This is a genomic window from Streptomyces sp. NPDC059255, from assembly GCF_042752355.1.
Classification (GTDB): domain Bacteria; phylum Actinomycetota; class Actinomycetes; order Streptomycetales; family Streptomycetaceae; genus Streptomyces.
This window is the reverse complement of the sequence record NZ_JBHYZP010000019.1, coordinates 94,759-107,335: the sequence shown is the minus strand read 5'-3', so window position 1 is coordinate 107,335 and position 12,577 is coordinate 94,759. Positions and strand designations below refer to the sequence as shown.

Genomic DNA, 12,577 nt, shown 5'->3' with positions numbered 1-12,577 from the left:
AAGGTTCTGTTGTCAAAGCATCGCGAAAGCTCCATGAACGTCCCGTCGTTATCGAATCGACGCCGTCATCCGGCCTCTGCGGTGCCAGGAGGTGCAGGGCTGTGAAGCAGCCGTCCCCGCCGCCGGGCATGACGCCCCCCACCGGATGGCGGCGGAAGGTGGACAGACTGCCGATCCTCCTCTACCGCGCGGGCCTCGGACCGCTGTTCGGCCGGCGGATGCTGCTGCTCATCCACACGGGCCGGTTCACGGGGCAGTCGCGCCAGGTCGTGATCGGGGTCGTGGAGCAGGACACGGCGCCGCGGAGCTGGACCGTCACCTCCGGCTCCGGCGCGTCGGCGCAGTGGTACCGGAATCTGCGGCACACCCCCCAGGTGACCATCCAGACCGGCCGCCGCTACCACGCGGTCACGGCCCGCTTCCCGGCTCCGGAGGAGTGCGGCCTGATCATGGAGCGGTACGCGCGCGCCCGGCCCCGCGCGGCGAGGACGCTCTGCTCGTTCCTGGGCCTCGACCCGGAGGCCGACGCCGGCCCCGACGCGGACGCGGACGCCCGCCTCGCGGCGTACCGGGCGGCCGGCGAACAGATCGCGTTCGTACGGCTGGAGGAGTCCCGTCCCTCGTTCCCGCGTCCGGCGTGCTCCCCGGCGGCGGAACCGCCCGCCTCCTGAAGCGGGCCTGCGGCACGGTGTCTTGAACCGGGGAGGGCGCCCCCACGTACTACCTCCTCAAGACAGGTTGTCGCCGGACTCCGTACTTCCCCGGGCCCCGTGCGCACAGCGTTCGACGCATTTGAAGGACCGGAGGAACGATCCATGCGCTCCAGGCACCGCCCGGTGATGCTCATGGCCTGCATGCTCGCCCTACTGGCGATCAGCGCCACCGCCTGCTCCGCGCCCACCGGGAGCGCGGGCGCCGGGTCCGCCGGGTCCGCCGGGTCTGCCGGGTCAGCGGGGTCCGCGGGAGGTACCGGCCCGGCCGGGTCCGTCGGCTCCGACGCGCCGGAGGGGTGGCGTGAGGGCGGCTGGCGCGACTGGGACGCCTCGGACTGGGCGCGGGAGGCCGCCGCGTTCTTCAATCCGGTCATCGAGGGGCTGTGGCTCCCGGGCCGGATGCTCCAGGGCACCAGCCCGGACCGGCCGGTGGACGGGAACTTCGGGGACGCGGGCGTCTCCGACCCGGAGCCGGAGCCCGTCGCCGCGCGGCCGGTGCCCGTCTCGTACCGCGACAGCGCCCCGGTGGTCGGCAAGCTCTTCTTCGACACCCCCGAGGGTCCCTCGGTCTGCTCCGCGACGGTGGTGACGGACCCGGCCAACCCCGGTGCCTCCAACCTGGTGTGGACGGCGGGGCACTGTGTGCACGCGGGGGCGAAGGGCGGCTGGTTCCGCAACATCGTCTTCGTGCCGTCGTACAACGACAAGGGGCTGTCGAGCGAGGAGCTGGTGGGGGTGGGCAAGAGCCGGCTCTCGCCGTTCGGCATCTGGTGGGCGGACTGGGCGCAGACCTCGCCCCAGTGGATCTCCGAGGGGACCCCGTCGGGCGGCAGCGGTTCGCCGTTCGACTTCGCCGTGCTGCATGTGAAGAAGCCGGCGGGCAGCGACTTCGCCTCGCTGGAGGAGACGGTCGGCGGCGCGTCCCGCGTCATGTTCGACGCGCCGTCGGCGACGAAGATCGCGGGGATGAGCCTCTGGGGGTATCCGGCCGCGCCGCCGTTCGACGGTGAGCGGATGTTCTCCTGCCAGGGCCGCCCCGGCCGGCTCTCGGTCCGGGACGACCAGCCGTCGCTGTACCGGGTCGGCTGCACGATGACCGGGGGCTCCTCCGGCGGCGGCTGGTTCATCGAGGACGCGCAGGGGCGGTCCGCGCTGGTGAGCAACACGTCCATCGGCCCGAGCGCCCAGACCTGGCTGGCGGGTCCCTACCTCGGCCCGGGGGCGAAGGCGATCTACGACGCCGTCAGCGACAAGTTCGCCTGAGCGGTCCGGGTGAAGGGGCCGGACGAGGGGTCCGGTACGCAGCGCGTTGAGGGTCCGGTACGTGGTCGGGGCGGCGGTCCGTTACGCGGTCCGGGCAGACTCGCGGTAGCGCCGGGGCCCCGGCGTCTCCCGTTCCCGTACGGCCACACGAAAGCGAGATCCGAAGGTGCCGCACATCATCGTCGAGTACACCCCGAACCTGGCCGAGGACCTGGACGTCGAGACGCTCCTCGACGTCCTGCACGAGACCGCGCTCGGCCTGGGCGTCTTCCCCCGCTGGGGCACCCGCACGCTCGCCATGCCGGCGACCGCTGCCCGGGTCGGCGACCGTCCGGGGAGCGGGCCCGCCAACGGCCATGTGCAGATCAGGCTGACGATCGCGCCCGGCCGCCCCGAGGAGCTCAGGAGCCGGATAGCGGACGAGCTCTTCGCGGCGGCGGAGAAGCACCTGGAGCCGATCGCCGCCCGCCGCCCGGTCGGCTTCCAGCTCACGATCACCGAGTTCGACGCCTCGGTCACCCGGACCGGCGGCAGCATCGCCGGCTCCCCGACCCACCGGCCACCGCTCGACGCGTAGGCCCGGGCCGGCGCGCCGGCCCGGGCGGCCCTTTCCAGCTCCGTGCGGCCCCGTCCGCCGCCGCACCCGGTGGCGGACGGGAGCCAGGGGCGGGCGCGCCGGTCGTCGCGTCCGGAAACGTTTTGCCTGGACGGGGGGCGTCCGGGGAGACTGCGAGGACCGCACCACCGCGTCCCCTCACCGGCCCCGAAAGCAGTCTGAGCCCTCCCCATGCACGACCGACTCACCTCCCGCCCCACCGCCACACCCGCCGCCGAATCCGCCGAACCGCTGGCCGGCGGGCTCAAGCAGCGCCATCTCACCATGCTCGGGCTCGGGGGCGTCATCGGCGCCGGGCTCTTCGTCGGTTCCGGCGCGGGGATCGCGCTGGCCGGACCCGGGATCGTCGTCTCGTACCTGATCGCGGGCGCGCTCGCGATGTGCGTGATGCGGATGCTGGGCGAGATGTCGACGGCCATGCCCGCGTCGGGCTCGTTCTCCGTGCACGCCGAGCGCGCGCTCGGCCGGTGGGCGGGTTTCAGCGTCGGCTGGCTGTACTGGTTCCTGCTCGTCGTCGTGCTCGCCGTGGAGGCGACGGGGGCGGCGCAGATCGCGAACGGCTGGCTGCCCTCCGTACCGCAGTGGGCGTGGGTCCTGGTCTTCATGGTCGTCTTCACCGGTGCGAACCTCGCCGCCGTGAAGAACTTCGGCGAGTTCGAGTTCTACTTCGCGGCCCTGAAGGTCTTCGCGATCGTCGCGTTCCTGGTCCTCGGGCTCCTCGCGGTCCTCGGTGTCCTGCCCGACACCCGCCCGGCCGGTCTCGCCAACCTCACCGGGCAGGGCGGCTTCCTCCCCAACGGCTGGCAGGGTGTGACCTCCGGGGTGCTCGCCGTGATCTTCGCCTTCGGCGGTCTGGAGGTCGTCACGATCGCGGCGGCCGAGTCCGACGACCCGGTGCGCTCGGTGGCCCGCGCGGTGCGCAGCGCGGTCTACCGGATCCTGTTCTTCTACGTCGGCTCGATGGCGGTCATCGTGGCCGTGCTGCCCTGGACGGCACAGAAGGCGGGGCTCAGCCCGTACGTCACGGTCCTCGACGCGATCGGTATCCCGTCGGCCGGGCAGATCATGAACATCGTGGTGTTCGTGGCGCTGCTCTCGGCGCTCAACGCCAACCTGTACGGCTCCTCCCGGATGGTCTTCTCCCTGGCCGAGCGGGGCGAGGCGCCGAAGGCCCTGCTGAAGGTGAGCGGGTCGGGCGTGCCCCGGCGGGCGGTGCTGGCGTCGGTGGCGTTCGGGTTCGTCTCCGTCCTGCTCAATCTGAAGTGGCCCGACTCGGTCTTCCTGTACATGCTCAACGCGGTCGGCGCGGTGCTGCTCTTCGTCTGGGCGATGATCGCCGTCTCGCAGCTGCGGCTGCGCCCGCGCGTCGAGCGGGAGGCGCCGGAGCGCCTGGTCCTGCGGATGTGGCTGTTCCCCGGCCTGACGTGGGTGACGCTCGCCGCGATGGCGGCGGTGTTCGTGCTGATGCTGCTCGACGACGCGGCCCGCCCGCAGCTCCTCTGGTCCCTGGGCGCGACGGCGCTCGTGCTGGCGGTGGCGGGGGTACGGGAGCTACGCGCGCGGCGTTCGTGACGCGTACGACACGTGTGACACGTAGGACACGTGTGACACGTAGACGCGTGTGACACGTAGACGCGTGTGACGGGTACGCGAACGGGCCCCGTCCCCGTCGTCCTGAGACGGCGGGGCCGGGGCCCGGTGCGTTCGTCACCCGTCGGGCGACGCGGGTCCGGTCTAGTAGGGACCGTTCACGTTGTCGATCGAGCCGTACCGGTCGGCGGCGTAGTTGCACGCGGCCGTGATGTTGGCGACCGGGTCGTAGGCGTCCATCGCCGTACCGGGCACGTGGTACGCCTGGAACGTCGGGGCGATGACCTGGAGCAGCCCCTTGGACGGAACGCCGTTCTGGGCGTTGATGTCCCAGTTGTTGATGGCGTTCGGGTTGCCCGAGGACTCACGCATGATGTTGCGGTGGATGCCCTCGTAGCTGCCGGGGATCCCGTGCTGGGCCATGACGTCCAGCGCCTCGCGGATCCAGCCGTCCAGGTTGTCGGTGTACGTCTTCGCGACGGCCGGCTCGACCGAGCCGCTCCCGGCGGACTCCGTACTCGTCTCCGCGGCGGTGGTCGCCGGGGCGGCGGCCTTCTTCCCGTTGACGGTCAGCTTGAGGCCGGGGTGCACGAGCGACGGGTTGGCGCCGACGGCGCTCCGGTTGTCCTCGTAGAGCTTCTGCCAGCCGCCGCTGACGGAGTGGGCCTGTGCGATCTTCGACAGGGAGTCGCCCTCGACCACGACATAGGTCGTGGCGGTGGTCTTCGGCGTGGCGGCGGGAGCCTCCGCGGCCTTGGCCGCACGGACGTGTTCCACCGTCGCGGGCGCCGCCTGGGCGGTGGCCGCGGTGACCAGCGGAATCGCGAGAGCGGCGCCCCCGGTGCCGACCGCGACGAGGCGACGGGCGATCGAGCCGGTTCTGGGACGGCGGTGCTTGGCGTTTCTGGGCACGACGAATTCCTCTCCGTCGCCTGCGAGGTGAGCTGTCGGGTTCGGGCTGGAGATGCCCGGCCGTACGGCGGTGCGTACGGCTTCACCCCGAGCCGTTCCGGAAATCCGGACCGGCGACTTACCTGGGTCCCCCGCTCCTGCCTTGTGACGGATAGGTGTGTGGGTCTCCGGACAGCGGCAGGATTGGGCGTTCCATCCGGATGGACGAGAACGTAAGCGAGATATCAGGACGGCACAAGTTCCGAATTTTCGGGTCAATCACCCTTTCGGAGGCGTCCCGGGAACTCAACTTTCCTCTCCTGGGAGAGAAAGCGTCCACCTCGCTCCGCCCGCCCGCCGAGGCAGAGGTGACACAGGTCACGAACGTAACGGAATAATCGGACAGGCAAAAGGCGTCAGAGGCTACAAGTGCCCCTAACGCCACCTAACTTCACTTAACGGTAAATACCGACAAAACGCCCTTATCGGTCTCCGGCGGGCGAGAGGATCCATCGCCCTCCCACCCGACTCTCCGACAACTGGGAACACCCGGCGGGAATTGAACCGGAACCCCTTCGAATTCACCGGACGATTCATTCTTCTGACGGCCTGTCGCGCCATGGCACGCCATGGCGTGCCTTCGTACCGCATCCTCGTTCCGCCGTCGCAATAGGCGGGACATGAGTGCGGCAATGTCTCATCTCACCAAGCAGGGACGCTTGCTGTCGAACTCCCAGTCCCGTACCAGAAAACGCATCCCGGCGGCGTCGTCCCGGCCGGAGAGGTTCTTCTCCACGTACAGCTCATGGGCGGCGAGAAGCCGGTCCATGTCGAGTTCGACGCCGAGCCCCGGGGTGTCGTCGACGGCGACCTCGCCGGCGACGATGCGCGGGGGCTCCACGGTCAGCCGCTCCAGGCCCTCCTGCCAGATCCAGTGGGTGTCCAGGGCGTTGTACTCCCCGGGGGCGGCGGCCCCGCAGTGGGCCATCATCGCCAGCGAGATGTCGAAGTGGTTGTTGGAGTGGCAGCCCCACGTCAGCCCCGTCGCATGGCAGAGCTGGGCCACCCGCACCGACCCCTGCATGGTCCAGAAGTGCGGGTCGGCGAGCGGGATGGAGACCGACTGCAGCGCCATCGCGTGGGTGAGCTGGCGCCAGTCCGTCGCGACCATGTTGGTCGCGGTGGGCAGGCCGGTGGCCCGGCGGAACTCCGCCAGGATCTCCCGGCCCGAGAAGCCGTCCTCCGCTCCGCACGGGTCCTCGGCGTACGCGAGCGTGCCGACCAGGGGCCGGCACAGTTCGACCGCTTCCCGCAGCGACCAGGCGCCGTTGGGGTCGAGGGTGATCCGCGCCCCGGGGAAGCGTTCCTTCAGCGCGCGTACGGCCTTGACCTCCTCCGCCCCCGGCAGGACACCGCCCTTGAGCTTGAAGTCCCGGAAGCCGTACCGCTCGTACGTCGCCTCCGCCTGCCGGACGATCGACTCCGGGGTCAGCGCCTCCTCGCGCCGGACGCGGTACCACTCGACGTCCGCGCCGGGTTCCCGGACGTACTCCAGGTCGGTCCTGCCGGGGTCGCCGACGTAGAAGAGGTAGCCGAGGACCCGTACCGCGTCACGCTGTTTGCCGTCCCCGAGCAGCGCGGCCACCGGCACCTCCAGGTGCTGGCCCAGCAGGTCGAGGAGCGCCGATTCGACGGCCGTCACGGCGTGCACCGTGGTGCGCAGGTCGAAGGTCTGCTCCCCGCGCCCACCCGCGTCACGGCCGCCGAACCGCTCCCCCAGGGCCCGCAGCACCCGCTTGTGGTCGCCCAACCGGCTTCCGACGACGAGAGGTTGGGCCTCGCGCAGCGTACGGGTGATGCGCTCGCCACCCGGCACCTCGCCCACGCCGGTCCGGCCCTCGGAGTCCTGGACGACCAGGACGTTGCGGGTGAAGTACGGGGCGTGTGCGCCGGAGAGGTTGAGTGCCATGGAGTCACGGCCTGCCACCGGATACACGGAGAAGCCGGTGACGACGGGCTGGCTCATGAGGCGAGTCCTTCCAGGATCCTGATGGTGCGGGGCGGTTCCGAGAACGCGGGGGGGGCAGGCGGCAGAGGGCAGAAAGCAGATGTCAGATGTCAGATGTTGAGGATCTCCAGGACACGTTCCAGGAGGAGCACACCACCGAGTCCGAGGACGGAGAGCACGGTCGTATAGGTGGTGCGCGCCTTGATCGCCTCGATGACCGACAGGTTGAAGTACTCCTTGAACATCCAGAAACCCGGGTCGTTGACGTGCGAGAAGGCGATCGAGCCGCAGGAGACGGCCAGCACCATGACCTCGGGCGGCACCCCGCTGCCCGCGAGCAGCGGCAGCACCACGCCGGACGCCGTGACGACGGCGACCGTCGCCGAGCCCAGGGCGACCCTGAGGATCACCGCCACGAGCCAGGCGAGGACGACCGGTGAGATGGACCAGCCGTCGGTGACGTCCTTGATGTAGTCCGATATGCCGCCGTCGACGAGGACCTGCTTGAAGGCCCCGCCGGCCCCGATCACCAGCAGGATCATCGCCATCGCCTGCGCCGCCCCCCGGCACGAGGCACTGACCTCCGACAGGCTCCGGCCGATCCGCGGCCCGAACGCCCAGATCGCCACGACCAGCGTCAGCAGCAGGGCGATCGGGGCCGAGCCGATGAAGGCGACGAAGTGCGTGAGCGGGGTCTGTGCCGAGGTGGCCATGTCGGTGACGGCGGCGCCCGCGATCAGCACGACGGGCAGCAGGGCGACCGCCAGCGACCAGGCCGTGCCCGGCATCTCCTCTCCCTCGAAGACGCGTTCGCTCACCAGCCCCTTGGGCACGGAGGGGTTCATGGCCCGGACGAACGCGAGCCGCGGCCACACCAGGGCGATGGCCGCGCCGATGGGCACGGCGATGAACAGACCGTAGAACAGGGTCAGTCCGACGGAGGCGTGGAAGGTCGAGGCCACCGCGGTCGGCCCCGGGTGCGGCGGCAGGAAGCTGTGCATGGTGGACAGGGCGATGGACATCGGCAGCCCGACCCACAGGAGGTTCGCCCGGGTGACGCGTACGAGCGTGAAGACGACGGGCACGATGATGACGAAGGCCACCTCGTAGAACATCGTGACGCCGATGAGCATGGCCGTCGCCACCATCGCCACCTGCACCCCGCGGGTGCCGCAGACGGCGAGGAGTCTGGTGGCGATGCGCTGGGCGGCGCCGGAGTCCCCCATCACCCGGCCGACCATCGCGCCGAGCCCGATGGTGAGCATCGTGTCGCCGATCTGTCCCCCGATGCCCTCGGAGAGGACGTCCGCGATCTCCGTGAGGGGAATGCCCTGGACGACGGCGACCCCGACGGCGACGAGCAGGAGGGCGGCGAAACCGTTCAGCTTGAGCCGTGTCATGAGGAAGAGCAGGACCAGGACGCTGATCCCTACGACGACAAGTGGCATGGGTCAGTTCCCCTTTGAACTGTGCACCGAACCGTGCACCGGGCAAGCGGATGAACCGTGCGGTGGAGCAAGGGGTGTGAACGCGGGCGGACCGCGCCTCACGGCGGAGCGGGGATCAGTGCTTTGTCTCCATATAAAGACGTCGTCCACGTACAAGAACAGAGGTTAGAGAGGCTAGAGAGGTGAGCCCCACGGGGTCAATGGGTCTGCGGGGACGGATTGACCTTCGGCGCCCGCCGCCCTCGGTTGCTCCCGCCCGGGCCGCGGGCCCATGGTGGAAGGACCGAGGCGAGGGCGGTTGTGCACGATGACGCGATCGGAGGCCGCCGGTGACGGCCGGGCGGCGTGGCCGGAGGATCCCGCCGCGGAAACCGCCACGGCGAGGGTCACCGTGGATCCGCGCGGGATCGTCACCGGCTGGAACGAGGGAGCGCGGCGGCTGCTCGGCTACCGGTCCTCCGAGGTCGTCGGACGGACCGCGGCCGGGCTGCTGGCCACGGAACCGCACCCGGGGACGGTGCGAGCCCTGCGGGCACTGTCGAGGTGGAACGGGACGGTGACGCTCCGCCACCGGGACGGCCGCGCCCTCGCGGTGAGCCTGCTGGCCCACCACCGGATGCCGGACCGCGCGGGCGGTGAGGGAGGGGACGGAGGGAGCGAAAGGTACGGAGGGGACGGAGACGCCGGCGGTGGCGGCGGTGGCGGCGGATGGCTCCTGGTCTCCGCGCCGGCCGGCCCGCCGTCGCCGCTGCCCGCCGAGGCGCTGGCGATGTGGGCGTTCGCCCAGTCCCCGGCCACGATGGCGCTCTACGACACCGGTCTGCGGCTGCGGCTGGCGAACCAGGACATGGAACGAGTGATGGGCCTGCCCGAGGAGGCGATGCGGGGTCTGCGCGTCTCGGAGATCGTGGCGGATCCGCAGGGTGACCGGACGGAACAGCTGATGCGCCGGGTGCTGGCGACCGGCGCGCCGCAGCAGGGGCAGGTGGCCCTGCGGCTGGCGGGCCACGAGCGGGAGAGCGTCTGGGCACTCTCCCTCGTCCCGGTGCGGGACACCGCGGGAACGGTGCGGGGCGTGCTCCTCTCGGCGCGGGACATGACCGAGGAACACCTGGCCAGGGAGCGGCTGGTGCTGCTCAACGACGCCAGCCTGCGGATCGGCAGCACCCTGGACCTCGCCCGCACCGCGGAGGAGCTCGCCGACGTGGCCGTCCCGCAGCTCGCCGACTTCGTCACCGTCGACCTGCTCCCCTCCATCGAGGGCGGCGGCGACCCGCGCGCCGGTGCCCCGAGCGGCCCCGTCATGCTGCGCCGGGTCGCCGTCCGCTCCGTACTGGCGGGCTGCCCCGAGGCCGTGGTCCCGCGCGGCGCGGTGGCCACGTACCCGGGCGGCTCGCCCGTGGCGGAGTGCCTGGCCACGGGCCGGCCGCTGATCCGGGAGCTGACCGACCGCGTGCTGGCCGGGTGGGAGCACGAGGACCCGGAGCGGGCCGAGCGGGTGCGGCGGTACGGCATCCACTCGGTGCTGGCCGTGCCGATGCGGGCCCGCGGCATCACCCTCGGTGTGGCCGTCTTCACCCGCCACCGGCGCCCGGAGCCCTTCACCCCGGACGACCTGCTCCTCGGTGGGGAGATCACCGCCAGGGCCGCGGTGTGCGTCGACAACGCCCGCCGGTACGCCCGCGAGCGCCGGACCTCGCTCACCCTCCAGAGCAGCCTCCTGCCGGCCCGGCCGCCCCGGCAGGCCGCCGTCGAGGTCGCGTCCCGGTACCTGCCATCCAGCACACAGGCGGGCGTCGGCGGCGACTGGTTCGACGTGATCCCCCTCTCCGGCGCCCGGGTCGCCCTCGTCGTCGGCGACGTGGTCGGCCACGGCGTCCAGGCCTCGGCCGCCATGGGCCGGCTGCGCACCGCCGTCCGCACCCTGGCCGACGTCGACCTCCCGCCCGATGAACTCCTGACCCATCTGGACGACCTCGTCATCCATCTCTCCGCCGAGGCCGGCGGCGAGGACGGCGCCGGTGCCACCGGCGATACCGGTGACACCGGCGCGACGTGCCTGTACGCCGTCTACGACCCGGTCTCCCGGCGCTGCTCCCTGGCGCGCGCCGGCCATCTCCCACCCGCGCTGGTGACCGCGGGGGGCGCCGTGGAGTTTCTCGACGTCCCGGCGGGCCCGCCGCTGGGCCTCGGCGGCCTGCCCTTCGAGACCACCGAGCTGGAGCTGCCCGAGGGATCCGTCCTGGTGCTGTACACCGACGGTCTCGTCGAGTCCCGTGACCACGACATCGACGAGAGCCTCGGCACGCTGCGCGAGGTACTGGCCCGTCCCGCCCCGTCCCTGGACGTCGCCTGCGACTCCGTGCTCCGCGCGCTCCTCCCGGACCGCCCGGCCGACGACGTGGCCCTGCTGATGGCCCGTACCCGTGCCCTGGACGCGGCCCACGTCGCCACCTGGGAGGTGCCGCACGACCCCGCCGCCGTCGCGGAGACCCGGAAGAACGCCTGCCGTCAACTGGCCGCCTGGGGCCTGGACGAGGCGGCGTTCGTGACCGAGCTGGTGGTCAGCGAGCTCGTCACCAACGCCGTCCGCTACGGCGACGCCCCCGTCAGGCTCCGGCTGATCCGCGACAGCGACCTCGTCATCGAGGTCTCCGACGGCAGCAGCACCACACCCCACCTGCGCCGGGCCCGCACCTCCGACGAGGGCGGCCGCGGACTGCTCCTCGTCGCACAGCTCACCCAGGGCTGGGGCACCCGCCAGACGTACACCGGCAAGACGATCTGGGCGGAGCAGAGCCTCTCCGCGAGCTGACCGGGCCGGTCAGCTGGAGAGGCCCACCGGTGCCGTGGAAACGCCGACGATCAATTCCGTGGCGACGCGCACCCGCCAGGCGCAGGCCGATCAGCAGGTAGCTGCTGTACGCGACCACGGCGGTGACGGCCCGTTCGGCGGCGATGTGTTCGGCGACGGCCAGTCCGGTGAGCACGGCGTCCTGACGTGAGCACGGCGCCGGCCGCTACGGTCCCGGCGCCCGCTCCCGTGGTTCTCCCCGCCGCGCCTCAGTCGAGGAGGCGGAAACCGTGGCCGGTACGGGTGATACGGCCGCCCGGGAAGTGGGTCGGGTGGACGGCGGCGCCGGTGTCGGCGGCCCAGTCGAGCACGCGGGCGCGGGAGGCGCGGGCCTGTGCCGGGTCGAGGCAGAAGAAGCTGTTGGTGGCCGGTTCGAGCAGCTGGGCCGGGTTGTGCAGGAGGTCTCCCAGGAAGACGGCCCGGTCGCGGAGTTTCAGCACGGACGCGCCGGGGGTGTGGCCCGGCGCGGACTCCAGGACGAGGTCACGGTCGATACGGTGCCGCTTCCCGCGCCACAGCACCGCCTTCCCGGCCCTGATCACCGGTGTCACGCTGTCCTCGACGGCCGGGTCGTCGCGGAAGTGCTCGTAATCCGCCTCCGGGAACACGTACGTGGCGCTGGGGAAGGTCGGCACCCACCTCCCCCTGTCCAGCCGGGTGTTCCATCCGACGTGGTCGGTGTGGAGGTGGGTGTTGATCACGAGGTCCACCTTCTCGGGGCGGATGCCCAGGAGGTCGAGGTACCGGGACTTCTGCTGGTGGAAGTCCGGGGATCCGGGGCGCTCCTTGTTGTTGCCGATCCCCGTGTCGACCAGGACGACTCGGTTGTTCCGGCGCAGGACCCACGTCAGCGACCGGGTGACCAGCCTGCCCTCGGCGGGGTCCCAGAACTCGGGGTGCGCGTCCCAGAACTCCTGTGCCAGGTCGGGGAACATCACGGTCGGCTGCCTGGTGTGCCAGGTCTTCTCGACCACGTGACGCACGGTGCAGGCACCCTTTCCCGATCCGTGTGGACGCGGGGAGGCGTTCGCCCGCGTCGCCGCGCCGAGCGCGAGCGCGGTCATGCCGCCGACCATGCTCCGTCGTGATACCTGCCGCATCGGTTGTCCTTCCGGGGGAGTTCGGGTTGGCAGCGCCGTGAGCACCCGGGCGCCGGCACGCCGCGCGGGGCGGCGGCCGGGCGGATGCGCCGGA

The 12,577-nt window shown here is 71.6% G+C and carries 10 protein-coding genes and 1 riboswitch; of the genes, 6 read left to right on the top strand and 4 right to left on the bottom strand.

Features of this window, described 5'->3' with window-relative positions; all coding sequences use genetic code 11:
* Positions 1–128 precede the first annotated feature (128 nt).
* From ACFXKG_RS22555 to ACFXKG_RS22540, 4 genes are all read left to right on the top strand, one after another.
* Positions 129–671 (top strand): nitroreductase family deazaflavin-dependent oxidoreductase, encoded by a 543-nt coding sequence (locus ACFXKG_RS22555; RefSeq protein WP_384841971.1) that lies wholly within the window; start codon positions 129–131, stop codon positions 669–671.
* 144 nt (positions 672–815) lie between these two features.
* Positions 816–1,976 (top strand): trypsin-like serine peptidase, encoded by a 1,161-nt coding sequence (locus ACFXKG_RS22550; protein WP_384841810.1) that lies wholly within the window; start codon positions 816–818, stop codon positions 1,974–1,976.
* Between the two features lie 166 nt (positions 1,977–2,142).
* Positions 2,143–2,553, top strand: coding sequence for a hypothetical protein (locus ACFXKG_RS22545; RefSeq protein WP_384841807.1), 411 nt, complete (start codon positions 2,143–2,145; stop codon positions 2,551–2,553).
* A 210-nt stretch (positions 2,554–2,763) separates the two neighbouring features.
* The gene (locus ACFXKG_RS22540; protein ID WP_384841804.1) at positions 2,764–4,164 is read left to right on the top strand and encodes an amino acid permease; all 1,401 of its coding nucleotides are present in this window, start codon (positions 2,764–2,766) and stop codon (positions 4,162–4,164) included.
* Between the two features lie 162 nt (positions 4,165–4,326).
* Here ACFXKG_RS22540 and ACFXKG_RS22535 read toward each other — a convergent pair whose 3' ends face one another.
* The 3 genes from ACFXKG_RS22535 to ACFXKG_RS22525 all read right to left on the bottom strand — a co-directional run bounded on the left by ACFXKG_RS22535 (position 4,327) and on the right by ACFXKG_RS22525 (position 8,529).
* Positions 4,327–5,094 carry a transglycosylase SLT domain-containing protein gene (locus ACFXKG_RS22535; RefSeq protein WP_384841801.1) on the bottom strand — a complete coding sequence of 256 codons (768 nt, stop codon included), beginning with the start codon at positions 5,092–5,094 and terminating at the stop codon, positions 4,327–4,329.
* A 4-nt stretch (positions 5,095–5,098) separates the two neighbouring features.
* Positions 5,099–5,262, bottom strand: a riboswitch (cyclic di-AMP (ydaO/yuaA leader).
* Between the two features lie 508 nt (positions 5,263–5,770).
* Entirely contained in the window at positions 5,771–7,099 is a 1,329-nt protein-coding gene (locus ACFXKG_RS22530; RefSeq protein WP_384841798.1) for an enolase C-terminal domain-like protein, read from the bottom strand.
* A gap of 92 nt (positions 7,100–7,191) precedes the next feature.
* Positions 7,192–8,529: a gluconate:H+ symporter gene (locus tag ACFXKG_RS22525; RefSeq protein ID WP_384841795.1), complete on the bottom strand. Its 1,338-nt coding sequence runs from the start codon at positions 8,527–8,529 to the stop codon at positions 7,192–7,194.
* A 307-nt stretch (positions 8,530–8,836) separates the two neighbouring features.
* Here ACFXKG_RS22525 and ACFXKG_RS22520 point away from each other — a divergent pair, with 307 nt between their 5' ends.
* Together ACFXKG_RS22520 and ACFXKG_RS22515 are read left to right on the top strand one after the other, a co-directional pair.
* Positions 8,837–11,344, top strand: a complete 2,508-nt coding sequence (locus tag ACFXKG_RS22520) for a SpoIIE family protein phosphatase (RefSeq protein ID WP_384841792.1) — start codon at positions 8,837–8,839, stop codon at positions 11,342–11,344.
* A 58-nt stretch (positions 11,345–11,402) separates the two neighbouring features.
* Positions 11,403–11,534: a hypothetical protein gene (locus tag ACFXKG_RS22515; protein ID WP_384841788.1), complete on the top strand. Its 132-nt coding sequence runs from the start codon at positions 11,403–11,405 to the stop codon at positions 11,532–11,534.
* Positions 11,535–11,592: 58 nt separating this feature from the next.
* Here ACFXKG_RS22515 and ACFXKG_RS22510 read toward each other — a convergent pair whose 3' ends face one another.
* Positions 11,593–12,483: an MBL fold metallo-hydrolase gene (locus ACFXKG_RS22510; RefSeq protein WP_384841785.1), complete on the bottom strand. Its 891-nt coding sequence runs from the start codon at positions 12,481–12,483 to the stop codon at positions 11,593–11,595.
* Positions 12,484–12,577: the final 94 nt, after the last annotated feature.

Coding starts and splice junctions, on each gene's coding strand:
- ACFXKG_RS22540 (WP_384841804.1), top strand. CDS start 2,764: ATGCACGACCGACTCACCTCCCGCCCCACCGCCACACCCGCCGCCGAA.
- ACFXKG_RS22520 (WP_384841792.1), top strand. CDS start 8,837: ATGACGCGATCGGAGGCCGCCGGTGACGGCCGGGCGGCGTGGCCGGAG.
- ACFXKG_RS22525 (WP_384841795.1), bottom strand. CDS start 8,529: ATGCCACTTGTCGTCGTAGGGATCAGCGTCCTGGTCCTGCTCTTCCTC.
- ACFXKG_RS22530 (WP_384841798.1), bottom strand. CDS start 7,099: ATGAGCCAGCCCGTCGTCACCGGCTTCTCCGTGTATCCGGTGGCAGGC.
- ACFXKG_RS22550 (WP_384841810.1), top strand. CDS start 816: ATGCGCTCCAGGCACCGCCCGGTGATGCTCATGGCCTGCATGCTCGCC.
- ACFXKG_RS22510 (WP_384841785.1), bottom strand. CDS start 12,483: ATGCGGCAGGTATCACGACGGAGCATGGTCGGCGGCATGACCGCGCTC.
- ACFXKG_RS22555 (WP_384841971.1), top strand. CDS start 129: ATGACGCCCCCCACCGGATGGCGGCGGAAGGTGGACAGACTGCCGATC.